Genomic DNA, 25,342 nt, shown 5'->3' with positions numbered 1-25,342 from the left:
GGCTACGCCAAACCGAAATTCATCTCCCACCTACCGTTGGGCTACGCCCTTCACACGCTTGAGGAAGGAGAATTCTTTCGGGAAATTCGTTAAAATAGCGTTTATCTCACTTTCTCTATTGCTGGAATATAATCGTTTAACAGTAAATCATCTAGCCCCTTTCCAAGATTAATATCCCAATTTGCATAATTAATACTTATCCCTTCTTGATAAAGCGCTTGCGCACATTCTAATAACGACCGTTGAACATCTGAATTTGTAATCATATCCATATCTAAAGCGAACGTCGCCTGTTTAACTCCCATTTTTTTTAATGGTTCAATTAATATTCTCCATACTTTAACCCCTGGTATTGATACAACTGTGGTACCATACATTACTTTTTCCTCATTTGTTAGAAGCTCCTCTAAGTTTTCAGCAGAAATATCAGATTTTAGACTCCCTTCTGAAATCCATACATTATCCTTTTTTATTAGTTCTCCACGTTCCAAACTTTTCAACTCTCGACTAGGTACTGCTACATGTATTGGCAATGGGTTCCCAGCTGCTGTTCCATGGAATTTCCCACCTGAGCTGATCCAAATATATTTACTTTCTAACTTTAATTGTACTTCACCTAATTTTTCACCTTCATAATTAATCTCATACCATTCTGTAACATCGATTTTACCTTTAAATATAGACTCTATCTTCCCATTGATTTTATAGGTCACCTCTATAATATTGGGCTGCTCAATAACTTCTGCCTTAAAGCTTGGTTTATGATTTTTTACAACTGTCATATATTCAGGATTATCAATTCTACATTGAAAACCGCATATCTGATTATATATATTTCTCTGCGGTATTAATAAAGAATCTCTCCTTCCTGTAAACGTAAAATAGCTTCCATCCTTTGTTTCTTTTGCATAAAATCCTGGAATTCCAACAATATAGCTTGTTTTCCCCCCTACTTTTTTTATTAGCTCTTTCGTAGTATCCCAAGGTTTAATAGGAAAACTTTTGTAATTTCTAACATTTATTACTTCTCTTGTAATCCTACGTTTTGATCCCATTAACATTTTAATATGTTCATCTCGCACGTCTAAAAATTCTAGGTATAAAGTGTAAATAATATCAAGGTTGTAATCATTTTTCTTCTTATGTTCCTTAATCATCTGATTTTGAGAAAAGTCATATCCCCTTTTTTGATCTTCAGCTATTATATGTAAATAGCCTGCTTCCCCGAATACTGTTTCAGATGAAATTCGTCCACATATTATTTTAGTTTCAGAATCATTAACCATGCACCATCCTTGCTTACCACATATAGGGCACGTTGTTCTATAATATTCAAACCATCTCTCATTACTCCCCTTATTCATGCTTCTTACTGGCCTTAATATTCTACTTGCTGCTAACTTTTCAATTGACATCACATATCTCCTTTCCCCTTGAGCAAATAAAAAAGCCCTTTGGAATACGGAGGTTAAATACCACACAAACGTGTAATTTAATCCGTAACCCGAAGGGCTTCATGTAATCACTAGAAATTTTAAAAATTAACAAGTTATAATAAGAATATACTAAAAATTCTTTATTTAATCTAGAGGTTAATTATAATATTATTAAACTCCACACTATAATTATACATAGGCATCTCACTGCTTAACCCCCTTTGGACCTTTTGAAGCGAGAACTTCTTCGGAATTAGATACTATTTTAGCAATCTATATTTACTAAACTATAAGGGACCTCCTTATTAACCGTTCACTAATGGTTTTCTGCATACTTTTTTGGGTACAGTATAATCTCTACTAACCAATTAATTGCGCTATTAAGCACAATCTTGTTAACCATAATCAGTTTCTTGTAAATAATCATCATAACATTATATTTTGTTTGAAATTAATTAATTCTACCCAAAACCACTTTAGAATAAGGACTATAAAACAGTCATATAATTATCAATCTCATGTTGATACCAACAGAAAATCAATACATCTCACCTATATTTGACATTGATATATCAACTAAGATTAACATATCAAATGAAGCGCACCAACTTTATCACTAGTATTCACCGGTTAACATCAACATAACATTAACAAGCGATTACTTATCAAAAACATTTGCACCTATCTAAACTTCAAGATCTATATTAGTTGAACATTAGTCCATTGCAACAGATTGCGTGGAAATAAGTTAATTAATAAACTACCTATAAAAATGTTTCAATGCTAGTAAGACATAAAATAGAAACACCCTGAAACTATCAATCTCATGTTAATACCGAAGGAAAGATAACTGGTTTTTAACCTTTTCATTTGTTATTAACATATCAACTGAAATTAACATGTTAACTGAAATTAACATGTTAACTGACTGTTTTCTTTTGTTATCGATATCGTTTCGAATAAAATTGACATAACATTAACAATAAGGTGTCAAAAAATTTCAACCGATATAGCTTTCAAGATTTTAAAATCTATATCGGTTGAAATTTTTCTGCTGCGGCAGTTTTCTCGAAGTGAATCTAGTGACGATCTATCCTAGAAAATGACTCGACACCATCAAAACATAGTTAAAAATTTAATCGGGATAATAAATAATGACAGCATTTTACCCTTTATTTATCATTAACATATAGTCTAAAAACAACACATAGAAAGGAATGCTATCTATATTGTTAATGTCATATCAATAATTTTCATTTAACATTAATATGACATTAACAATTAAGTAGTTCAAATACGCATTAATACAGATCTTGGGTCTTGGCGATCTGTATTAATTATAAATTTATTTACTACAACAGTTTTCTAATGAAAAATCAAAAATACTCTAATAGAACTATAATTGCACATAGAAACTAACAAGAACTCCATACAATTGATAGTTTCTTATTAGTGACACCGAAAAATTAACGGTTTTTCCTTTGTCTATCATTGACATATAACCTGAAATTAACATGTTAAGCGATTATTTTCTTTTGTTATCGATATTATTCTGATTGATATTGATATAACATTAACAATAAGGTGTCAAAAAGGAGAAGTGTTTATAACTTTCAAGATTTCAAAAACTATATTGGTGATTTTTTTCTTCTGTGGCGGTTTACTCGAAGCGAATCTAGTGATGATCTATCCTAGAAGTTGTTTTCACACTATCAAAAAATAGTTAAAATTTAATTACAATAACAAATGACGACGGTAATTCAATGCTTTTCAGCCTTTGTTTATCATTGATATATGGTCTAAAGGCGATACGTAGTGAGAAATACTGTCTATATTGTTAATGTTATATCAACAATTTTCGTTAAACATTGATATAACATTAACAATTATGTAGTTGTAATACGCATAGATGCAGATCTTGGATCTTCGAAATTTGCATTAGTTAAAAATTTATCTACCACAACAGGTTTCTATTGAAAAATTAAAAAAGAAAACATCCTAAAAGAAGAAATCATTTGTAATTGATATGTAACCTGAGATTAACATGTTAATAGAGCTAGTTATCTATTAATGGTAGTGTCATATCAACTATCACTCATACATATTGACATGACATTAACAATCATTGATTCTAAAGTTGAAAATATACATACAAATAGAGTTTTAGATTCTACATCTATTAAAAGGCTTTTTTCTATAGCAAAATTCACTGGATAAATCGGAGAAGATATCATTCTTGAAAGTATTTTGATAGTAACCAAAAACAATAAATCACTTTTTATTACTTCCGATTTAAAAGTGGCAATTGTATGAATCAATTTTGATTATATAGAGATCACTTGTAAGGGGTGATACCCCCTAGAAAAAGTGAGTTTATATTAAAAACCACATAAAAGTACTTCAACAACCTATAATAGCCTTCACGTGCATTCTAAAGACCTACTGAAACCAATTAACTATACCGTTCTTGGTTTTCTAATACCGAGTATCATAAATTACAATAAATATAGGCCTTTATTTACTATTAGTATGGGCTTTTCGCTTTAGATTTATACATACTTTTTAGTTTTTAAGTCTTTAAGTTTAATGCTATATCCTTATAATTTATTTACAAATCACTAATATTTTCTTATCATTAATATATTGTAGACTAATTTGTTAATTTCATAGCAACAATAATCATTAATAACTAACGGATTATTAACTGGGCATTAGCAATAGTTAATTCCAAACCCTTATTTATCAACTTCATGTCAACAAGTGGTGCTTTATATATCAATGACACATTTCATGTGAATGTCAATCGACAAAGGTATTGCGGTTTATATCGTCGAAAGATACTTAATATGTCAATCTCACTTTATATGTTAATTCCATTTTGCTATGGCCATTATATTTCAAGGAGGTACAACGATGATTGAACAAGATAACAAAAATACAACTGAACATATGGAGTCAAATAATACAAACTCTAGTCATGAAGATACTTTTGAAAAAGCTTGGCGAATAACAGAGTTTTCAAAACTAGTAGGCCGACATCATAACACTGTATACAATTGGTTCAATATCCTAGAGGAAAAGGGGTTACACGGAACATTAAGAACCAATAATACAAATGAAAAGCTATATAACACACTGGATTTAGACATAGCTTTATTTATCAAGCTAAAAAGGGATGAAAAGTGGTCGCTAGATGCAATTATTGAGCTTTTACCACATCAATTTGAACTAAGACCAGTTTCTCCAGAAAATCAAACCAGTGAAGTCTCAACCCAATTAAACATGCAGGAAGCTGCAGCGACTATTGAAAAAATAGTAGAGCAAAAGATTCAAATGCATTTACAAAACATTGAATTAGAGTATCAAGGAAAGTTTGAAGAGGCTATACGTGCAGTGCTACCTGAACCAGAAGACCCTGAAAAGTTAAAAGAGCGCCAAAGACAAGAAAGACTAGATAATATAATTATTCAACATAGAGCGCGTACAGAGTTAAGAAAACAAGCTGAAAACGAGTGGAATACACAGCCGGAAGAAACTCGTATAAAAAAAGTTGGTTGGTTTAAAAAAGAGGAAGATCTTGCGAGAAAACAACTTTTCATAGAAAACTATATTGATGAGAACATGATTGAATACATGAAAAATGTAATGAAAATAGAAAAATAAGCCTGGAAGATTCCAGGCTTATTTTTTATTTAGTTCCGAACATCTTATCTGGATCCATAAATGCCGCTAATTCTTCATCATTTTGCGCTTGTGGCTCTTCATCTTTAACTGGTTCTAATTCAAAGTAATCACCAAAGTTAATATTGAAATCATCATCCAAGTCTTGCGCTTCAATAGTATTAATTTGAGACTTTGTATATTGAATTTGACTTTGTTTTTCTTTAAATTCATTATATTCTTCAACTAATCCTTTAGATAAACGTGATGGTAGTGCATCTGTCTTATAGAAAGTATACACGCTGCCCATAAAGTCATTTTTACTCACTAAATAACCATTAAAAACAGTTCCATTGATTGGTAGTTTATTTGTCACTTCTACTTTTGCATCATCCATAAATGAGTCATCAATGTTCTTCTGTTCATCTAAAATTGCTAACATACCAAAATGATGTACCTTCGATGCCTCTAAATCTCCATTTTCATTTGTCTTCATCAGGTCAATAGGGTGATGGAATGAGCTTCCTTTCAATGATTCTGAGAACATATCTACAATTTCTTCACTGTTTTCAATTTGATTCATATTACGTGAAATCTTATTAATTACTAAACAGCCTGTTCTTTCTAGTAAAATTCGTTTAAAGTCCTGAGAATCTAGAATTACTGATGTTCCTGAACCATTTGCAGCTGTATTTAACTCATGAATAATATCTCCAATGCGTTGATTTGCATAGTCGCGTGAGTTTCCAATGCCTTTTTTCTCATTTTCGTTTAATCCCTTAAACTCATCATAGAAGTGTTGGTTATCTGCAAATACAACAAATGCAACGCCTTTCGCTGGATCATTAGCTAACTTCCAAATTTCTTGTGAAAATTTATTCACCTGTCTTAGTACATCAGGCCCATCCGCCCTAACTGGAAGTGTAACTACAATACCCATTTTAATGAAATCTTTACGCTCAATAGCATTATTGAAAGCAATTCTTGCATACTTTTGTTGATTTTTTATTAATTCTTCTCTAGGAATTTTCATTGCCATACTTTTAAGTTCTTCAGCAATTACAGGTTTATTATGAAAAGCGGAGAATTCTTCAATTGCTTGAATAATTGTAGATGTGCCTGTACCACCGCCTAAACCTGCAAAAAATAGTACTAATTCATCAGTTGGTCTAACACGTTCCGTTATAAATTCTTTTAATTTATCTTTAGCTTCTTCATTAGATTCTAAAACCTTTACAGCACGCTCAGGATTCTTACCCAAACCACCTAATTTTAGTGAAACTTGGTTACTTTTCGGCACATTTTTCAGTTCAGCTAAATCCCCATCATTACTATTCAAGGCTAGGCAATTATAAACTGCTGTACCGTCTGTATGCTTATACTCAGCAAACTTATCTACCATTCTAGTTCCAGCTTGACCAAAACCAACCATAGTCATTTTCACAGCTACTTCGTTTTTCAGAAAGTTTTTTGCCATTATTTTATCTCTCCCTTATTCTCATTACTATTTTTACGTTTCCCTAATTCAACTAATACTTGTTGTCCCCTAATAGTTGAAATTAAAAACTTATACGGATGCATAATTTTTTCTGTTATTAATGACATTGAAGCTAAAGTAGCAACACTACCTTCTGCCGATCTTCTTGAAATGTTAGTTCTTTCAAGTTCTAATGAATAGGATTTACCCTTAGGTTTCTTTACTCTCCTATCAATAACAACACTTTCTACTATTTCATTTATTGAGATTCCTCTCATATACTTTGTCTCTTGGTATTGTTTGTTTACTTGAGATCCTATGTAATGAAATACATTGTAGAGTATTTCGTCTCCTTCAATAATGTCTGCAAACATTTCCACAACTTCTTCAGTGAATTTGTTTTGTTTATATTTTTCACTTAATACCTCGTTCAAGTTGTCCCCCCCTTAAAACGTTGGTTAATTATTCCTAAAAATATATTACATCATTGTAAGACGTATATCAAGTCATTATATATAAGCCTTATATTAAGTTGTTATATATAAGACTTATATAATATTTACAAAATGTAAAATTGAAACAATGTCCTATATATCAACGTCAAATATATAAGACGTATATGAAAGTCGTTCATATAAGCAGTAAATAAAACATGTTAATATCAGGTTTCATATAACTAACAATAACCATTAAATAATAAATATGAGTGCAGTATTTATGTATATTTTAATCTAGAATTATAATTCCAATATATAATACTCCTAAAATAACGTACTATTATCATGGTCATTTGATTTATACACCTTATATATACGAACTACATATAAGACGTATGTATAAACACTTATTATTAAAGCTTTTATATGATTTTATATTAATTTCATATCAATAGAATATTACCACGGATTATTACACGACTCATTTAAAAGTCTTATATGAAAGACTTATAAATAAAACGTGTATATAACCCTATAAAAAAAGAGTAATACTTTTTAAGTATTACTCTTTTAACTATATAGTTTTATATAAAACACTTAGTTTATTGAAAAGAACTTCATAATCTTGCTTCTTATTTACCAACTCATTTCTCCCTTTGTTGTCAACAGAAAGGAAAGGGGATGTTAATGTCATATTATATTTAGTTATTTCTTTTATTAATTCTGTAGTAATTTCAGAGATTTGCAGGAATAATACATAAAATTGTGATTCATTTTCATTCAATTGGCTAGTTTTATAGTTAAGTTCTACAAACTTGTCAGTATAACTTGTCAATTTCATATCAATATAATCTCTATAACTAACATGTGAAGTCATAATGCTGTTAAACTCAGCTAAATTAAATAATTTCTTTGTTAGACATAGGTTTACTAAATAAATCCTGTATAAAGCTTTAAATGAAATAACATATTTAGCTCTTTTTTTTATTAATTGGATGTATTCACCGTATTTGTTAATTAAATATCTTAACTGATTTGATTTTATCCTCAAAATTCTACTAACCTGTGAGGTATTATACGTTTTATAAGGATCTAGTGCTGCAAACTGTAATGGAATTATCTCATACTCATTATTTAATGTGTTGATTACTTTAGTATAAAGAAAGTCTGTTTCAAATTCACTTTGTATTATCCTTGTTATTAACCCATATTCTGTCTTCCAATTCCGCATTTTTTCACCCCTTAAATCAGATTGTAACATGCAAAATATGAAATATACACAATTTTCATTTACTTTATTATGTTTATTTACTTATTTCTTTTATGATGTAATTTTTCCTTCTGACAAACGGATACCTCTACAGAATTAAATACAATTCTGTTTAATACTTAATTTTATCCATGCAAAAGTATATTCACTGTACATTTTAACTATTTTTGATACTCTACACCTACATGACGAAGTACATATGACGAATCCTTTTTTTATCATTAGAGTTCGTCATATGTTCTCTTATCTATGTCGAAGAACATATGACGAACTCTAATAGAAATTTTCTACTTGATATCATTAGATTTAATTACCCACACCTGACGAAATAATATATGTTTTTAAACCGAGAGTTCACAGGGGATAATGGGTTACTTTTTTGTAAATTTCAGTTAAAATATACTTTAATCATTTTTATGTACTGAACTGCTTAATTTATCCAACATTAATTACTTTCATTTGTTGACAATTGCACTCAATTTTATGCAAGTTTCCGTATGCTATTTTCATATCAAGGGAGTGTTTAAAATTGAAAAAATCATTTGATTATACCGTTAAATATATCGTCGGGGAAAATGATCGTGGAGTTTATTTTAATCGTTCTGACATTTTTACAGTTTTATTTTTATATGAACAACGAACAGTATCTCAAATTCAATTACGCAAATTTTATGAATTGATAAGTGGAGAACCTATAAGTCGAACTACATTTTCATCAAAGCTAACCAAATGGGCTAAAATGAAATTAATAAAAAAAGAAAACATAAGTGTGAGAAAAAAGCGCGGATTTACATTGGATTTTGTTTCTATCTCTTCAAAAGGGGTTGAAATATTATACCGATTGAAATTAATTTCTGATTGTAGTACCTCATTTGTTACCAAAAGGCAGTATGAACACAATATAGCTATTACACAATTTGTATTAAATTTACTTGAAGCAGAATCCCAAAATGAACATACTGGTGCAATTGTAGGTGGTAAGGGAGATTATCTTTTTCCGCTAAACTCGATTGTGAAGCAAAACTTACATTTACCAAACCTAATGTACTCCAATTCAAATAATGCTTACTTTTTATACGAAGATGAAGAGTATCGCGAAATGTTTCAACCAGAACTTCAACCCGTTTCTTTCCTACCAGATTTACCTCAACTTGTATATTCATTTCGTCCATCTAAAGAATTTTATCCTGACTCAAAGGGAAACCCATTAATCATTCCTGATTGGGTTATTACTTGTAACAATTCTATTATCAACATTGAAGTTGATACAGGATCGGAAAACATTCCGTTTTTAGAAAATAAGTTAAAAAAATATCTCGATATCGCTGCCGCTAGCCCATCTAAGCAGTATTACGTGTTATTTTCTGTTATCGATGACTCCTACCATACCATTTCTACTTACAAAAAACGGACCACACGTGTAACAAATTTGAAAAAAGCCTTTAGCACTATACCACGTTTATGTGTAGTGGATAACCTCAATGTTTACGTATGCAATATGGGTGGGGCGGCACTTGTAGTAAATAATATTCTTCAAGAAATTCGCAAAACTAATAGTGTAAGTAAAAATCACCTACTCAAAAAAATCACTGAACGTTTAAACATAAATTCTTCTTTCCCTTATTCGGTAGAGTGGATATCTAATAAAAATGAAATGCAAACGAAAGGAATGCAGCATTCTAAACTACTTGAGCTAACAGATGACATTTTGGTATTACGAAAAAAATCATCTGATGAAGAAAAAAATTCTTTAGATTACTTAGAAATATTATGTATATCAACAATACTTAGGGTAGGGGAGGTTAACGCACACTTTAAATTACAACAATTATCAGGATTGTTGGCCATGCAAAATCAACACCGAACACTAAACCCAATTAAGATTTTGGGGATATATGAAGCGGATGAATTAGAGCGTGGGCAGCAAGCCATTTTTACTGATTTGTTTCACAATTCCATAGCACCAGAGAATATATTATTGGCTACTTCTGCTGAATTGCTTAATTTCACCGCTTCTTTTTATTCGTTAAAAGAGAGGGTGAAACAAGAATTTGGAGAATGCAGTTCAAAAGAATACTGAACTCAATAATACACCTGGTAATGGGGAGGATCCAAAAGCCGGAAAGAGCAAAAAAAATTCCTATACAGTTACAATCGACATTACAAAAAGTTGGAAATATCGTTTAGCAGCCCGCTCATCTTACTATGTTGTGACATTACTACTTCTGCTAGCTTGTTATTTTGCTTTTAGAGGAATATATAAATACGCTTCTTTCTGGTCAATACAAATGGGAGCTCCATTACCTACTTTAAGTATCTTCGGTAATCCGTTTGAAACTAATTATTACATTGAAACCTTTTTTAGCTTTTGGATTTTAATTTATACTTGGCAACTATCAACCAAGGTTAAGACCTATCAGGAGATAAAGCGTAGATGGTTTATTTTCTCGATGATGTTAATTGGTATAGTTGCCCAGTACTTATGGACGTTTAGTGTTCCATTAGCTAAGATATTTATTCCATTCTTAAATTCGAAAGCTGGAGAAGTTTCACTAAATGACAAAGGATTAGAGGATAATATACTTTCAAATTTTAGTAATATCATGCACCTTGTATTTGCTATACCTGTAATTATTATTATTCTCGTACTCTTATGGCTCTTTAAGATTTTTTATGAACATAAAAAAGAGCTTTTAGATGCATTCGGAAAATGGGAATACGTATTTAAAATACCTGGTTGGATGCTTTCCTTTTTGAATGATGATCGTCAACGAAAACTTGCTACTTCATTACACAGATTTTTCACTGAAAAAAATCCATCAAAATTGCCAGAACCCGATATCTTTCTTGGTCCTAACAGTGCTACACGGGAAATGGCAGTAATACAAGGCAAGTCTTTAACACTTAATATAATGATCATCGGTAACATTGGTACAGGTAAATCAGCTGCACTAGGTTTACCAATTGCTAATCAAATTCTTGACTATATGGCTTCAATGATTAATAACTTTAAAACCTTATATGCAAGAAAAGATTATCATTCAGAGGATGTAAAAGGAACGCAGGTAAATGGTCTTACAGTTATCGAGCCATCTAATGACTTCTGCGAAAAGGTATATAACTTGGTATTGGCACACAAGATTCCCGATAGTGTTATTTTCTATTTAGATCCAACAAATCCTGATACCCCTTCAATAAATTTCGTACGTGGTCCAGTTGATAAAGTTGCTGAGATGTTATGTTCAGTATTAACGGGGCTCTCTGATAATGGAGCAGGAAATCCTTTCTTCGTTCAATCTGAGCGTTCCCATCTTAAACAACATATTTACTTGTTAAAACTCCATGATTCAAAATTTGAAGCTAGATTTGAACATTTAATTGATATGTATAATGATGCTAATCTCGTTTTTGAGATGCATCTCAAGTTAAAAGGGCGACTTCCAAATGATATTGAATCTATACCTGATAGAGATGAGAGAAATCATTGGCGCATAATGAAGCAAGTTGATGAATGGTTTGATTTAAATTATGTGCCTGAAATTTCTGGCGGTCGTGGGGGAGGGGAAGTTGTTTATCATACTGAAGGGAAATACTATGGACAGCCAAAGATTATCGATAAACAAGAAACCTTCGTTCGTGGTTTACGAAACACATTAAATGATATTTCAGCTCAACCTCTGCTCCGTCGTGTATTATGTGGTCCATCAGATTTTGACTTTGAAAAGCATTTGGAATTTGGAGGCATCCTTTTAATCAATACAGCGAAAGGAGAACTTTCTGATCTATCTGATGTATTCGGTAAATTATGTTTGTATGCCGTGCAGAATGCAGTTTTCCGTCGTAAGCCTAACGTATCTCCTTACCATCCTGTTTTAGTCGATGAGTTTGCGGATTACATTTATAAAGCATTTAAAAGTTTTCCTGCTCAATCACGTAAATATAAAGCCCCTTTAATTGTTATTGCACAAACAATTAGTCAATTAGCAATTGAACATGGCCCAAGATTCATGGATATCCTGTTAGGTACATTTCGTAACAAACTTGTTTATGGTGATGTTACTAATGAAGACGCTAAATTGTTTAGTAAGCTAATGGGTACGAAAACAATTTATGAAGCACGTGAAGGTGATCAAGAAATTGATATGGTAACAGCAGAAGCGAAAACACAAAGTGCACGTAGAACATCCTACTCTTATTCAAAAACAGAAGTACCCATTCTTTCTGAAAATGATATATTGATTCAAAAAGCATTCCAGTGTGCTGCTAAAATCGTAAAAGATAATGCTCCTCAAGAAGGAATACAAGTAAATGCAAACTTTGTTCCTGCCACTGAGTTTAAAACAGCTAAAATTCAAGTTGATGCAGAAGCAGCTGCTTATTGGCTAAAAGTACGTGAAGAGTCATTGAATACGGAAATTAAATATGATGATTATGTTACAGATACAGATGTTGATAGTGAAGAAAATGTAATTGAGGAATTGAGTACACCTAAAACAGTGCCTACTGCAATAGAAGGTTGGTTACAGAAGTTAAATCCTGATACTTACGATTTTTATAATAATGAAGATGATACTGACAATGAAGGTGATTTAACAAATAATCAGTCTGTGCAAGATTACTCAAGAAATTCTGCTCCTAAGCTAGAAAAGGAGGATGCTACAGCATCAATTGCTACTTCTACCTCAACAGAACCCGCAAAAATTAATGAAGTAATCAATGTTCAAAAAGAAAATGTACTAGACACAAGTAAACATAGAGAACCTATTGAAATTAACAAAAAAGCATCAGTTATTACTGAAACCCCAATAGAAGTGCCAAGGGCGAAGCATACACCACAATATAGAGAGCCTGCTTACACATCGACTGTAACTCCTAATCAGCAAGAACAGGAAATTCAACGAACTGCAGAAATTAATGGTAAAAATACAACATCTAACTTAACAATGCAATGGTTACAGCAACAAATGGCTGCAACTGTATCTCAAGATGATGAAAACATATTACCTTCAGATACAACAGAAGAAGGTTCTCGACTTCAAAATCGAAAAATGGCAGAAGTAACTCCAGAAAGTGCTGCAATTAAGGATAAACTCAGTCAATATATCAAAGGTGACATTGATCTTGATTGATACACTAAGCATATAACGAATATTTCTAATGGTAAAAAGGTTTGGGTCGTAAACTCATACCTTTTTATTTTTTAAGATGTATATTTCCTGTGGCCTTACAGCAAAACTTGATTAGAATCCTGTGTTAATGTGCAGGATTTTTTCCTATTAAGCAATCGGTCCAGATTACGGAATAACTCCTTACTGAATAAGATTTTAAAGAAGAAAATTAAAACTCAGTAAGGAGGGGTTTCTTAATCTCGCATTGCCCCAGCTTCCCGGGAAGTCATTGCTCCTTGTCCTGCTCTCACATCATTTTGAATTTCTTGTTTTACTTTTTGCGCATCAGTTTCTGCAAAATTTGGTTTTATAATAGAACCAGACTTCTCTATAGCTTTTTTATAATTTTGCATACAAACCCTCCTCAATTTAACGTTTAACAATCTTATTTTGTACAAAAGTACACTCGGTATACCCCGGGTAGTTGAACGAATTTCACGTAAAGTAAAGGAGAGGAGAGGAAATTAAATACGTGGTTTCTGTTTTTAGGAATAGCAAATAGAAATTATTCCAATGTCAAGTGCGATTATGGAGCCATACATATAGAAAATGAAAAAACTAAAAAGAAGCAGGTACCTCTTTAAAGGTATCTGCTTCTTTTTACATAGATTCTATAATCATTTGTCTTTCATACCACTTGTTAAGTTTTTCATTAACACTTTTTGAAATGCGTTTCATTTTTTTATTACAAAATCTTGAGAGTGTAGCAGGGGATAGACCTATTTCATCTGCTATCTCACGCATTGTTTTATTTTGATGCATATGCTGATGCATAATTTTCTCTCGAACCATATCCTCTGATCCTACAGTAGGTTGTTTTACTGTATCTACAATATAACTCTCCTCTTGCTTCTCTTGCGTATCTATTGATTTTTTCTTCACCATACTATCTATATTATTCATCAATTCTTTTGGAGGTAAAATAATGATTCCCAACTTTTCAAAGTAATTCTTAAACCAATTGCGTTCTCCTATCTTTGTTTCATCCAATTCTTCTGCATATGCCCAATGTGAAATGACATTTTCTTTTTCTAAATCATTTAAAACATTTTCTAGTTGTTCACGAATTCGAGTTGGACGCCCCTTTGTAGTTGTAATACCCATTACAGACAGTAAACCTTTTTCTCCACCAATGGAGTATGGTCTTTTTAAAGTACTGTATTGTTGACGGATTCGCCACTGCCAGGATAAATAACGTATTAAACGTTTATGAAACTTGTGTCTATAGCTATTATACTCTAATGCTTTTTTCGATAATAAAGCAGTTGTGCTATTAGATCCATACAAATAGCCTGATAAAAAACTACCTGGTTTAATCTTACAGGATTCTATCCCCATATATTCATTAGTATTCTTATCTCTCCATAACACTACAGAGTCCAGTACGAATAGCCTTTTGATTACTTCACGTTTTACTTCAAATTTTTCCCCTGTTTCAGCTTGATCGTTCAATACTACAACTTCATTATCATCATTCAAATAAATAAAGATACTCGCTAACGCTGCAATACGTTGCGCTACTTTTATCTTATCTTCTGCACGATAATACTCTACACCGTTTGCTGATGCTTTTGGCATATTACATAATTCCAACACATTTTCATAACTAAAATCTATGAATTCATCTGGAGATTTAGCTTGATTTAACCATTGTATTGTAATGGTATCCAAACAGTCTGCTGTAAGATCATCCATATTACTAATTACTCCATCAACCAATATAGACCATCTTTCTGCTTCGTTTGTATTCACTAATCTCAAATCCTCATCCTTATGTGAAGATAGTTGTGCAACTCCGCTTGAATTTTTTGTTTCTAATGGCAGTACCGGTTTTGCTACTGCTTCATCTTCCTCAAAATGATTTTTTGCTATTCCATCACGTAATTGGTAGTACATTGCGTCATTGGTTACAGGATAGTAATCATCCGATATATCTTCTATATGTTCTGTTACCTGACTATCTTCAAAAATTGAAATTTGAGTTGGTTCAACTGCTTCAACTTTTTCTCCGAATTCTTGTTCAATGATCTTATCTAGTACATTTTGAATCTCAACTTTATATTTATTCAGATTGGCATAAATGTTTAACAACGATATTCCTTGCTCTTGTTTCTGACCTAACCAAGAAACAAGTGTCGAAAAGGAAGGGGACATATTAGCTGATGTTACTAATTTATCATGATTCTCTTGTACTTCTTTATAATATTTATTCCATTTGGCCCATAACTGCTTGTTTTCTTCATAAATTGGAGCAGCAAGTAGGAGGGCATCACTAAACAATGCTAACACTTTCTCCATATTTAAATACCTCCTAACAATATTAATTACAAATATAATTTGAATCTTAAAAATGTGAAACGTCATAGCTATATGATGGCTATATAACCTTTTAATTGAAATATTATCAGAATAATCCGCACAATTATTGATTTTTACTCGTTCTATTGTGGATTATTTAAATTCTCTTTACTTGTCTTTAATTATATAAAACTGCTTCTATTTGTAAAATCATTACTTTACAATACAATTTCAATTTTTAAAAGTGTTTAATGCTCAAATTCAGTTACTGTTACATTTTTAACATCTATATTTTTGATTCAAAAAGTTGTAAACCCGAGTGGTAAATATGTTGATGTAAGTCCTTGAATATCGTATTCTTCAGTTTTCCATTCCCTAAATCTTCTTCATCAACAATAATAGTTTTTGGGGCGACTCGATTTGTTAGCTTGATAATTATGGGGCTTTCCTCTAAAAGAACCAAAGCAAACAATAAAAGCGCTTGCATAATTAAAAATCCGAGTTATAATACTTGTATACAAGTATACTTGATTAACATGAGGTGAATTTATGGCGAAATCAATGGAATTTCTTTATCCTGAAAAATGGCTTTCAAAAGCTTCTACAGGTGATCGTGTTGCGAGCGAACTAAGAATGCGCATTATTGCAGGTGAAATTGTAAGCGGTACCATCCTGTCAGAAAATAAATTAGCTGCCGATTTTTCTGTAAGTCGGTCACCCGTTCGTGAAGCATTAAAAGTACTAGCTTCTGAAAATATTATTCGCTTAGAAAGAATGGGCGCAGTTGTCATTGGTTTAACCGAGAAAGAAATCGAAGAAATATATGATGTTCGTTTACTTATAGAAACGTTTATCTTTGAGCGACTTGTAAAGATGGACACAAATGATTTAGTAAGAGAACTAAATAAAATAATGGAAATGATGAAAATCGCCATTAAATATCATGATTCTGATGAGTTTTCTTATCAAGATCTCTTATTCCATGAAACGATTATTCGAACCATTGAGCATTCCTACATCCTGATGATTTGGAATAATTTAAAGCCTGTTATGGAAAGCTTAATCCTTTTATCAATGCGTACTCGTTTCAAGGAAAAGTACGAAGACTTTGAACGGATTATAAAAAATCATGAGCTTTATATAAAAGCAATCGAATCAAAAGATAGAGCCCTCATGATTGAAGCCTTACATCAAAATTTTGATGATGTTCAAGGGAAAGTTGAAGATTTTTGGATGTCACAACAAATGTTATCTAAAGGAGTAGAGCAGGGACATGAGTAGCTATATGTTAGGTATAGATATCGGTACAACAAGTACGAAAGCAGTTTTATTTACTGAAAAAGGCGAAGTCATCCAAACCGAGAATATTGGTTATCCACTTCGCACACCGGATATATCCACAGCGGAACAAGATCCAGAAGAGATTTTCCAAGCTGTTTTACAAGCGATATCAAATATAACGAGACAGCATTCAGATAAAAAACCATCGTTTATTTCATTTAGCAGTGCTATGCATAGTGTCATTGCTATGGATGAAAATGATCATCCGCTGACACCTTGTATCACTTGGGCAGATAATCGTAGTGAGGCATGGGCACATAAAATCAAAGATGAACTGAATGGCCATGAAGTTTATAGAAGAACAGGAACACCTATTCACCCAATGTCACCATTAAGTAAAATTACATGGATTGTGAATGATCATCCGGAAATTGCTATTAGAACGAAAAAATATATTGGAATCAAAGAATATATCTTCAAACAATTCTTTAATCAATATGTTGTTGATCATTCCATCGCTTCGTGCATGGGTATGATGAACTTAAAAACACTAGATTGGGATGAGGAAGCTTTAAAAGTTGCTGGTATAACACCAGCTCAATTATCTGAACTCGTACCAACCACCCAAATATTTAGTAACTGCAATCCAGATTTAGCCCAAAAGATTGGTATCGATTCACAAACACCGTTTGTCATTGGTGCCAGTGATGGGGTGCTTTCTAATCTAGGTGTGAATGCAATTCGAAAAGGTGAGATTGCTGTCACAATTGGGACAAGTGGTGCTATTCGGACCATCATTGACAAGCCACAAACAGATAAAAAAGGAAGAATATTTTGTTATGCCTTAACTGAAAAGCATTGGGTAATTGGTGGACCGGTAAACAATGGCGGAATGGTCCTTCGTTGGATTCGTGATGAACTTGCTTCATCAGAAGTAGAAACTGCGAAAAGACTAGGAATTGATCCATACGATGTATTAACTAAAATAGCTGAACGCGTGAGACCTGGTGCAGACGGATTATTATTCCATCCATACCTCGCAGGTGAACGTGCACCATTATGGAATCCAGATGTACGTGGCTCCTTCTTCGGTTTAACGATGTCACATAAGAAGGAACATATGATTCGTGCAGCTTTAGAAGGCGTTATATATAATTTATACACTGTATTCTTAGCGTTAACCGAATGCATGGATGGTCCTGTAACCCGTATTCAAGCAACAGGCGGCTTCGCAAGGTCTGACGTTTGGCGACAGATGATGTCCGATATTTTCGCATCTGAAGTCGTTGTTCCAAAGAGCTACGAAAGCTCTTGTCTAGGTGCATGTATATTAGGTCTCTATGCCACAGGAAAAATTGATTCTTTTGAAATCGTTTCCGAAATGGTTGGCAGTACCTACAAACATACACCGAAAGAAGAAGCAACAAAAGAATACAGACAATTACTGCCTATATTTATTAACCTATCAAGGGCGCTAGAAGACGATTATACACGAATTGCAAATTATCAAAGAAATTTAATAAAGTAAAACTTTCATGAGTAATCCCCCACGCCTCGCTTCTATCTAAATCTCGAGGTGGGGGGCCTTACTGCCCACGAATAGTGGGATAAATATAAATACAAATACAGCTAAGATTAGGGGGGAACTACGATGCCATTAGTCATTGTAGCAATTGGGATTTTAGCATTACTTTTACTGATTATGCGCTTTAAATTAAATACCTTCATTTCATTAATCATTGTATCGGTCGGGGTTGCTTTAGCACTTGGAATGCCACCAGAAAAAATTTTTAAAACCATTGAAGCGGGATTAGGCGGAACACTTGGTCATTTAGCACTCGTTTTTGGACTTGGTGCGATGTTAGGTAAGTTGCTTTCAGATTCTGGGGGCGCACAACGCATTGCCATGACCCTTGTGAAAAAATTCGGTGAAAAGAACATTCAATGGGCTGTTGTGACTGCCTCATTTATTATCGGGATTGCATTATTTTTTGAAGTAGGATTAGTATTATTAATTCCGATTGTATTTGCGATTTCAAGAGAATTAAAAGTTTCTATCTTATATCTCGGTATTTCGATGGCAGCAGCTTTATCTGTAACACACGGATTTTTACCGCCACACCCGGGACCAACTGCTATTGCTGGTGAATTGCATGCAAACATCGGTGAAGTATTACTTTACGGCTTTATGATAGCGGTTCCAACAGTTGTGTTAGCTGGACCTGTATTTACTAAACTTGCAAAAAAACTAGTACCTGAGGCGTTCACAAAAACTGGTAATATCAAATCTTTAGGTGAGCAGAAAGTATTTAAACTTGAAGAAACTCCTGGCTTTGGAATCAGTGTTTTTACCGCTTTACTGCCTGTTCTTTTAATGGCAGTCGCTACAATTATTACTTTGCTGCAAAAAACAATGGGATTCAAAGATAATAGTTTACTAGCAACGATCGAGTTTATTGGGAATGCGGATACTGCCATGTTGATATCCTTACTAGTTGCGATCTATACAATGGGATTGGCAAGAAATATTCCAATCAAAAACGTGATGGAATCTTGTACAACAGCGATCTCGAATATTGGGATGATGCTCTTAATTATTGGTGGAGGCGGAGCTTTCAAACAAGTATTAATTGATGGAGGCGTTGGTAACTATGTAGCCGAATTATTCAAAGGAACTTCATTATCACCGATCTTGCTCGCATGGATTATCGCTGCCATTTTACGTATTTCATTGGGTTCTGCTACGGTTGCTGCATTAACAACTGTCGGTTTAGTGATTCCGATGTTAGGTCAATCTGATGTTAACCTTGCTTTAGTTGTCCTTGCAACAGGGGCTGGTAGTTTAATTGCTTCACATGTGAACGATGCTGGTTTCTGGATGTTCAAAGAGTACTTTGGTTTAAGCATGAAAGAAACATTTGCAACATGGACTTTACTTGAGACTATCGTTTCTGTAGCCGGATTAGGGTTTACTTTATTATTAAGTTTATTTGTATAGATCTTTCTAAACAGTAAAAGGGATACGGAAGCTGTTTAATGTGATTTTTCATAATTAACCGGTTATTTTTCATGATTGATTAATAAGGATGACAATTTCTCTTTATTTTTTAACTTGATAATGATGTGCCGTGTCCCTATAACCTTTTGCACGAATACTGGCAGAGCCTATTGAAATGAAAAAGATTGATTATTTGATTAAAGTGTTATTTTAGGTATATATACTATAATACAGAGTAACATACATGGAAAGGAACGATGGAATATGGAAAAGTTACAAATTGGAGTTGTTGGTGTGGGCGTTATGGGAAAAAGCCTCGCACTTAACTTTGAGAGCAAAGGGTATTCTGTTGCCCTATATGATATTTCAAAGGAAAAAGTTGATGAAATCATTGAGGAAAACCGTGGTAAAAACTTAGTTGGTACTCATATAGTTGAAGAGTTTGTTAACTCACTTGAATCACCTAGAAAGATTTTATTAATGGTTAATGCAGGGGAAATTACAGATAAGGCGATTGATTCTCTAGTCCCTCACCTTGATAAAGGTGATATTTTAATTGATGGTGGTAATACATACTTTGTCGATACAATTCGCCGAAACAAACGTCTTGCCGAAGAAGGAATCAATTTCATCGGGGCAGGTGTGTCAGGCGGCGAAGAGGGTGCATTGAAAGGACCATCTATTATGCCAGGCGGACAGAAGGATGCATACGAAAAAGTAAAGGATATGCTTGAAAACATCTCTGCAAAAGTGAATAACGAGCCTTGCTGTTCTTATATCGGACCTAATGGGGCAGGCCACTATGTAAAGATGGTTCACAACGGTATTGAGTATGGAGATATGCAATTAATTTGTGAAGCATATTTCTTCTTGAAACAAACACTTGATTTGACTGCAGAAGAGTTCCATGAAATATTTGCTGAATGGAATAAAGGTGAACTGAACAGCTATCTAATTGAGATTACAGCCGATATCTTCAAGAAGAAAGATGAAGAAACTGGTAAGCCATTAGTTGATGTTATTCTTGATACTGCAGGACAAAAGGGTACAGGGAAATGGACAAGTCAAAGCGCACTTGATTTAGGTATCTCTCTTCCTATTATCACGGAATCTGTATTTGCCCGTTGCATTTCTGCTTTAAAAGAAGAGCGCGTGAACGCAAGCAAAGTTTTATCTGGCCCTAAAGATAAAACAGCGATTGGAGTTGAAAAAGCTGAATTAATTGAAGCAGTGCGCCAAGCTTTATATATGAGTAAAATTTGTTCTTATGCACAAGGATTCACGCAATTGAAGGCAGCTTCTGAGGAATATGATTGGAACCTTGATTTTGGCAGCATTTCTATGCTTTGGAGAGGCGGATGCATTATCCGTGCTGCCTTTTTACAGAACATTAAAGAGGCTTATGAGACAAACACTGACCTACCGAACCTTTTACTTGATCCATACTTTAAAGAAATTGTAGAGTCATATCAAGGCGGATTACGCCAAATTATCTCAATGGCGGTACAACAGGGGATTCCGATACCTGCATTTTCAGCAGCAATTTCTTATTATGACAGCTATCGTACTGCCAAACTACCTGCAAACTTGTTACAAGCGCAGCGCGATTATTTTGGAGCGCATACGTATAAACGAGTAGATAAAGAAGGTACATTCCACACAAAATGGATATAAAATAAGAAATGGACTAAGATTAAATTCTTAGTCCATTTTTCATCCCACAATTCGCAGGCTATAAGACTCCCACTGATGGAATTTCACTTTAAGCGAATGACTGAGTCAAAATGCGTTTATTTTTCCCATTTAGATGAAAAACTACATAACCTTTAAGGTGAAATGTTATCTGAATAATCCGCACAATTGTTGATTTTTACTCCTTTTATTTTGGATCATTTAAATCCTCTTTACTTGCCTTTAATTATATAAAACTGCTTCTTATTTAAAACTACATAGCCTTATCGGGGCTATAAGCTCTTATTTGAAACTATATAGCTTTATCGCGGCTATAAGCTCTTATTTGAAACTATATAGCTTTATCGCGGCTATAAACTCTTATTTGAAACTATATAGCCTTATCGCGGCTATTACTTCTTACTTGAAACTATATAGCCTTATCGCGGCTATTACTTCTTACTTGAAACTATATAGCCTTATCACGGCTATTACTTCTTACTTGAAACTACATAGCCTTATCTTGGCTATAAACTCTTATTTGAAACTATATAGCTTTATCGGGGCTATTACTTCTTATTTGAAACTACATAGCCTTATCATGGCTATAAACTCTTATTTGAAACTATATAGCCTTATCACGGCTATAAGCTCTTACTTGAAACTATGTAGTCTTATCATGGCTATAAACTCTTATTTGAAACTGCATAGCTTTATCTTGGCTATTACTTCTTATTTAAAACTACATAGCCTTATCTTGGCTATAAACTCTTATTTGAAACTATATAGCCTTATAACAGCTATTACTTCTTACTTGAAATTACATAGCCTTATCTTGGCTATAAACTCTTATTTGAAACTATATAGCTTTATCGGGGCTATTACTTCTTATTTAAAACTACATAGCCTTATCTTGGCTATAAACTCTTATTTGAAACTATATAGCCTTATCACGGCTATTACTTCTTACTTGAAACTATGTAGCCTTATCATGGCTATAAGCTCTTATTTGAAACTATATAGCCTTATCTTGGCTATTACTTCTTACTTATAATAATGAATAGCTATATTGTGGTTATAATTTCGTAATTTATGAAACGTTATAGCTATATGATGGCTACAACTTTAAAAAAATGAAACGAGAATATCCTGAAAATCATTCGACTAAAAAAATTTTTATTCTATGTAATTTACTAATAAACGTTGATATAAAGCCATTTCATTAAATATGAAAGAAAAAACAATAAAATCATTATAGCTATATGATGGCTACAACTTTCACTTTAAAACTTCAAAAAACCTATATATACCAAGGGTTACAGCAGCTTTCAATAAAATATAACTTGTTTTAAAAACATGAAACGTTATAGCTATATGACGGCAGGAAACATGAAACGAAATGAAACGTTTATAGCGGTATGATGGCCACAACTTTTCATTTAAAAACAGTTATAACTCCCTATATATCAGTGTTTATACGAAATCTATAGAAATTTCTTAGTCAATCCAAAACATGAAACGTTATAGCTATATGATGGCCACAACTTTAAAACGAAATTAGCGTAAAACCCTATAAAATCAATGGTTTAGTAAGATTTCCCCCACAACATACTACGTTTCATATTCAAAAAACTTCATAGCCCTATGGTGGCAACAAACTTTTTTTTATGAAACGTCAAATCCCTTGTCCCCCAAGGGATTTGGGCACGTTTCATTTTTTTATTTTTCCTCTTAAAGGGACAGATTTCACCAGCATTCGATTTGATATAATCAAAAATGAAATTCTATATCTAATTGTGGGGAAAACTGCAACTTAACATAAAAGGAGGTGAAAAAGATGGCAAAACCTTTCGTTATAAAGAACAAACGTAGTTTAAATGGTGAAACAACAACACCGGTAATAGTAACAATTAAATCATGGCAAAAGTTAGTAGAAGCTTTGGAAGGTAAGTATTACAGTTTTAAAGATACCTATCTAGAAGACATTGTGAATTCAATGTCCTATGAAGAACGAATTGCAGATGAAGAGGGATTTGTTGCTAAAGCAAAGCCATCTTTTTCACTGAAAATGAAAAAGATTGTAGATAAAGTAAGTGAATTTGATAAAAACGAAGGCAGAAAACATAAGCTATATGGTATTACAAATGCTGATTTAGAAGTATTTCTATTTCTTCATAAAAAATGTAATACATATGGTGAACTTTCGCATGTATCGATCCACATGCTTTGGGAAGATTATAAAAATTATAAAGAAGCATTTTCACATATTCACCACTCACAATTTTATGTGGCTTTGAAGAAGTTAAGTTTCCATAACATCATTACAATCGAAAATGAGTACAGTGGTAAATATAAAATCACCTTAACTGATTTCATGAATAAAGAAACGAATAAAGCAAATGCATATACATTTATTAGCCCGATAGTATTTACCAAAGAATTCTTTGAGTTATCCATTGCAGCTAAGAAACTATTCATGGATGTAGCAATGCAGCAGAAACGCGAAACTACCCTGAAACGTTCTTTATTCAAAGTTGATGAACAAGGAAACTCAACACACTTTGGTGGTATGTATCGTTACTTACATAAGAAATACCCACATCAGATTCGTGCTGTACTTGAGGAATTAGAAACAAAACTTTCTGCTACTGGATCTCCTTTATTTAAAATTTGCAAGTTAGAAAAAGGGAAGAAGAATAAAAAGCAATATACAACATTGCATTTATCTGTACATCCTGATTTCTTATGCGCGAAAGAAGAAGGAGCAGAATACCGTGACCCATTTACACCACGAGATACATATAAGCGTAAAGCTAAATTCATAGAAAACTTGTTAGTTGAAATGAACATTGCTGAATTTGCAAAGGATATGAACCAATTCATTAATGTTTTAAAACACTCCTGTCATCGTCAAATTCGCCAAGTAGTTCGTGGCTTACGGGAAATGATTGATCGACAAGAAGGATATCCGAAAAAGCTTGTTTATACACTAAGTAAATTATTAAAGCAATCTTCTCAATATCGTGTATTAGACACAGCTGCTAAAACTGGAATTTATCCTTTAATTACACATAATGTACCTAAACATGATCAAGAAGAGGCCATTTTTAAATTTGGTACTCATTTTGCTATATACTCTTTACGCAATGTTCAAAAGCTATTCCGTAAAGCGCATGACCTGCTTCATGCGAAATATGCTGTACCTGTAACTATAGATGCATATCATCGTAATTACATGCAGTATCAAGAGGAATCACTATTTAGAAAATATGCTTATGAGCAAGGAGTAAATATTAACGCATATACAGCATTAGAAATTGAAATTCGTGAACTATTAAAGTCTAGCGGGCATCAAGGAACTAACATGCCTAGTGATATTCGTGAACTGTTCATTGAAAAAGTTGATAAATTGCCGAAGGAAAAGATTCGTGTAATTGAGGTCCCTGAAGACTTTGATTTAATTCAGTTTCTACAGTCCTTAGAAGCATACTACCGTTCAAAAAGTGAAACACCACATTCGGTTGATCAGCTGCTTCCTGCAATGTAAAGATACAGCTCTCTATTTTTGAAAAAAACAAAAGTGGAGGGCTATTCGTGTTGAAGATCCCCTGTGAAATGCATTACTTCTAACAAAACAGAGAGAAAG

At 33.0% G+C, this 25,342-nt stretch carries 14 protein-coding genes; 8 read left to right on the top strand and 6 right to left on the bottom strand.

The features are described 5' to 3' along the window. Positions 1–101 precede the first annotated feature (101 nt). Positions 102–1,415 (bottom strand): DUF3854 domain-containing protein, encoded by a 1,314-nt coding sequence (locus BUA87_RS26715; RefSeq protein WP_072941379.1) that lies wholly within the window; start codon positions 1,413–1,415, stop codon positions 102–104. 2,934 nt (positions 1,416–4,349) lie between these two features. Here BUA87_RS26715 and BUA87_RS26705 point away from each other — a divergent pair. Beyond that, positions 4,350–5,099, top strand: a complete 750-nt coding sequence (locus BUA87_RS26705; protein ID WP_000572418.1) for a MerR family transcriptional regulator — start codon at positions 4,350–4,352, stop codon at positions 5,097–5,099. A 25-nt stretch (positions 5,100–5,124) separates the two neighbouring features. Here BUA87_RS26705 and BUA87_RS26700 read toward each other — a convergent pair whose 3' ends face one another. The 3 genes from BUA87_RS26700 to BUA87_RS26690 form a co-directional block, all read right to left on the bottom strand. After that, positions 5,125–6,573, bottom strand: a complete 1,449-nt coding sequence (locus BUA87_RS26700) for an FtsZ/tubulin family protein (protein ID WP_072941372.1) — start codon at positions 6,571–6,573, stop codon at positions 5,125–5,127. After that, positions 6,573–7,007 (bottom strand): hypothetical protein, encoded by a 435-nt coding sequence (locus tag BUA87_RS26695; RefSeq protein ID WP_071714760.1) that lies wholly within the window; start codon positions 7,005–7,007, stop codon positions 6,573–6,575. Before BUA87_RS26695 ends, BUA87_RS26700 begins: the two co-directional genes overlap by 1 nt. 577 nt (positions 7,008–7,584) lie before the next feature. After that, positions 7,585–8,271: a hypothetical protein gene (locus BUA87_RS26690; RefSeq protein ID WP_072941369.1), complete on the bottom strand. Its 687-nt coding sequence runs from the start codon at positions 8,269–8,271 to the stop codon at positions 7,585–7,587. Positions 8,272–8,809: 538 nt separating this feature from the next. Between BUA87_RS26690 and BUA87_RS26685 the strand changes: the two genes are divergently transcribed. Then, positions 8,810–10,360: a replication-relaxation family protein gene (locus tag BUA87_RS26685; protein WP_072941366.1), complete on the top strand. Its 1,551-nt coding sequence runs from the start codon at positions 8,810–8,812 to the stop codon at positions 10,358–10,360. Further along, complete coding sequence (locus BUA87_RS26680; RefSeq protein ID WP_072941362.1) at positions 10,332–13,409, top strand: type IV secretory system conjugative DNA transfer family protein; 3,078 nt, start codon at positions 10,332–10,334, stop codon at positions 13,407–13,409. The genes BUA87_RS26685 and BUA87_RS26680 overlap by 29 nt, the downstream gene beginning before the upstream one ends. A 233-nt stretch (positions 13,410–13,642) precedes the next feature. Here the strand turns inward: BUA87_RS26680 and BUA87_RS31455 are convergent, their stop codons facing one another. Then, complete coding sequence (locus BUA87_RS31455) at positions 13,643–13,801, bottom strand: hypothetical protein (protein WP_001181914.1); 159 nt, start codon at positions 13,799–13,801, stop codon at positions 13,643–13,645. A 247-nt stretch (positions 13,802–14,048) separates the two neighbouring features. Then, positions 14,049–15,746, bottom strand: coding sequence for a helix-turn-helix domain-containing protein (locus BUA87_RS26675; protein ID WP_072941359.1), 1,698 nt, complete (start codon positions 15,744–15,746; stop codon positions 14,049–14,051). A 549-nt stretch (positions 15,747–16,295) separates the two neighbouring features. On the opposite strand from BUA87_RS26675, the gene gntR reads away from it, so the two are divergent. The 5 genes from gntR to BUA87_RS26640 all read left to right on the top strand — a co-directional run bounded on the left by gntR (position 16,296) and on the right by BUA87_RS26640 (position 25,243). Next, complete coding sequence (gene gntR, locus BUA87_RS26665; protein ID WP_071714756.1) at positions 16,296–17,027, top strand: gluconate operon transcriptional repressor GntR; 732 nt, start codon at positions 16,296–16,298, stop codon at positions 17,025–17,027. Beyond that, positions 17,020–18,555 (top strand): gluconokinase, encoded by a 1,536-nt coding sequence (gene gntK / locus BUA87_RS26660; RefSeq protein WP_072941356.1) that lies wholly within the window; start codon positions 17,020–17,022, stop codon positions 18,553–18,555. The genes gntR and gntK overlap by 8 nt, the downstream gene beginning before the upstream one ends. Before the next feature lie 123 nt (positions 18,556–18,678). After that, on the top strand, positions 18,679–20,025 hold the full coding sequence (gene gntP, locus BUA87_RS26655; protein ID WP_001131719.1) for a gluconate permease GntP: 1,347 nt from the start codon (positions 18,679–18,681) through the stop codon (positions 20,023–20,025). 264 nt (positions 20,026–20,289) lie between these two features. Beyond that, complete coding sequence (gene gndA / locus BUA87_RS26650; protein ID WP_000413550.1) at positions 20,290–21,699, top strand: NADP-dependent phosphogluconate dehydrogenase; 1,410 nt, start codon at positions 20,290–20,292, stop codon at positions 21,697–21,699. Positions 21,700–23,533: 1,834 nt separating this feature from the next. Further along, positions 23,534–25,243, top strand: coding sequence for a hypothetical protein (locus tag BUA87_RS26640; protein WP_025118267.1), 1,710 nt, complete (start codon positions 23,534–23,536; stop codon positions 25,241–25,243). Positions 25,244–25,342: the final 99 nt, after the last annotated feature.

Source organism: Bacillus sp. bc15 (assembly GCF_900142585.1).
GTDB classification, from domain to species: Bacteria; Bacillota; Bacilli; order Bacillales; family Bacillaceae_G; genus Bacillus_A; species Bacillus_A cereus.
This window is presented reverse-complemented; position numbering and strand designations above follow the sequence as displayed.

Excerpts from the sequence above, each read along its gene's own strand:
- BUA87_RS26715 (WP_072941379.1), bottom strand. The coding sequence starts at position 1,415 with ATGTCAATTGAAAAGTTAGCAGCAAGTAGAATATTAAGGCCAGTAAGA.
- BUA87_RS26705 (WP_000572418.1), top strand. The coding sequence starts at position 4,350 with ATGATTGAACAAGATAACAAAAATACAACTGAACATATGGAGTCAAAT.
- BUA87_RS26700 (WP_072941372.1), bottom strand. The coding sequence starts at position 6,573 with ATGGCAAAAAACTTTCTGAAAAACGAAGTAGCTGTGAAAATGACTATG.
- BUA87_RS26690 (WP_072941369.1), bottom strand. The coding sequence starts at position 8,271 with ATGTTACAATCTGATTTAAGGGGTGAAAAAATGCGGAATTGGAAGACA.
- BUA87_RS31455 (WP_001181914.1), bottom strand. The coding sequence starts at position 13,801 with ATGCAAAATTATAAAAAAGCTATAGAGAAGTCTGGTTCTATTATAAAA.
- BUA87_RS26675 (WP_072941359.1), bottom strand. The coding sequence starts at position 15,746 with ATGGAGAAAGTGTTAGCATTGTTTAGTGATGCCCTCCTACTTGCTGCT.
- gntR (WP_071714756.1), top strand. The coding sequence starts at position 16,296 with ATGGCGAAATCAATGGAATTTCTTTATCCTGAAAAATGGCTTTCAAAA.
- gntK (WP_072941356.1), top strand. The coding sequence starts at position 17,020 with ATGAGTAGCTATATGTTAGGTATAGATATCGGTACAACAAGTACGAAA.
- gntP (WP_001131719.1), top strand. The coding sequence starts at position 18,679 with ATGCCATTAGTCATTGTAGCAATTGGGATTTTAGCATTACTTTTACTG.
- gndA (WP_000413550.1), top strand. The coding sequence starts at position 20,290 with ATGGAAAAGTTACAAATTGGAGTTGTTGGTGTGGGCGTTATGGGAAAA.
- BUA87_RS26640 (WP_025118267.1), top strand. The coding sequence starts at position 23,534 with ATGGCAAAACCTTTCGTTATAAAGAACAAACGTAGTTTAAATGGTGAA.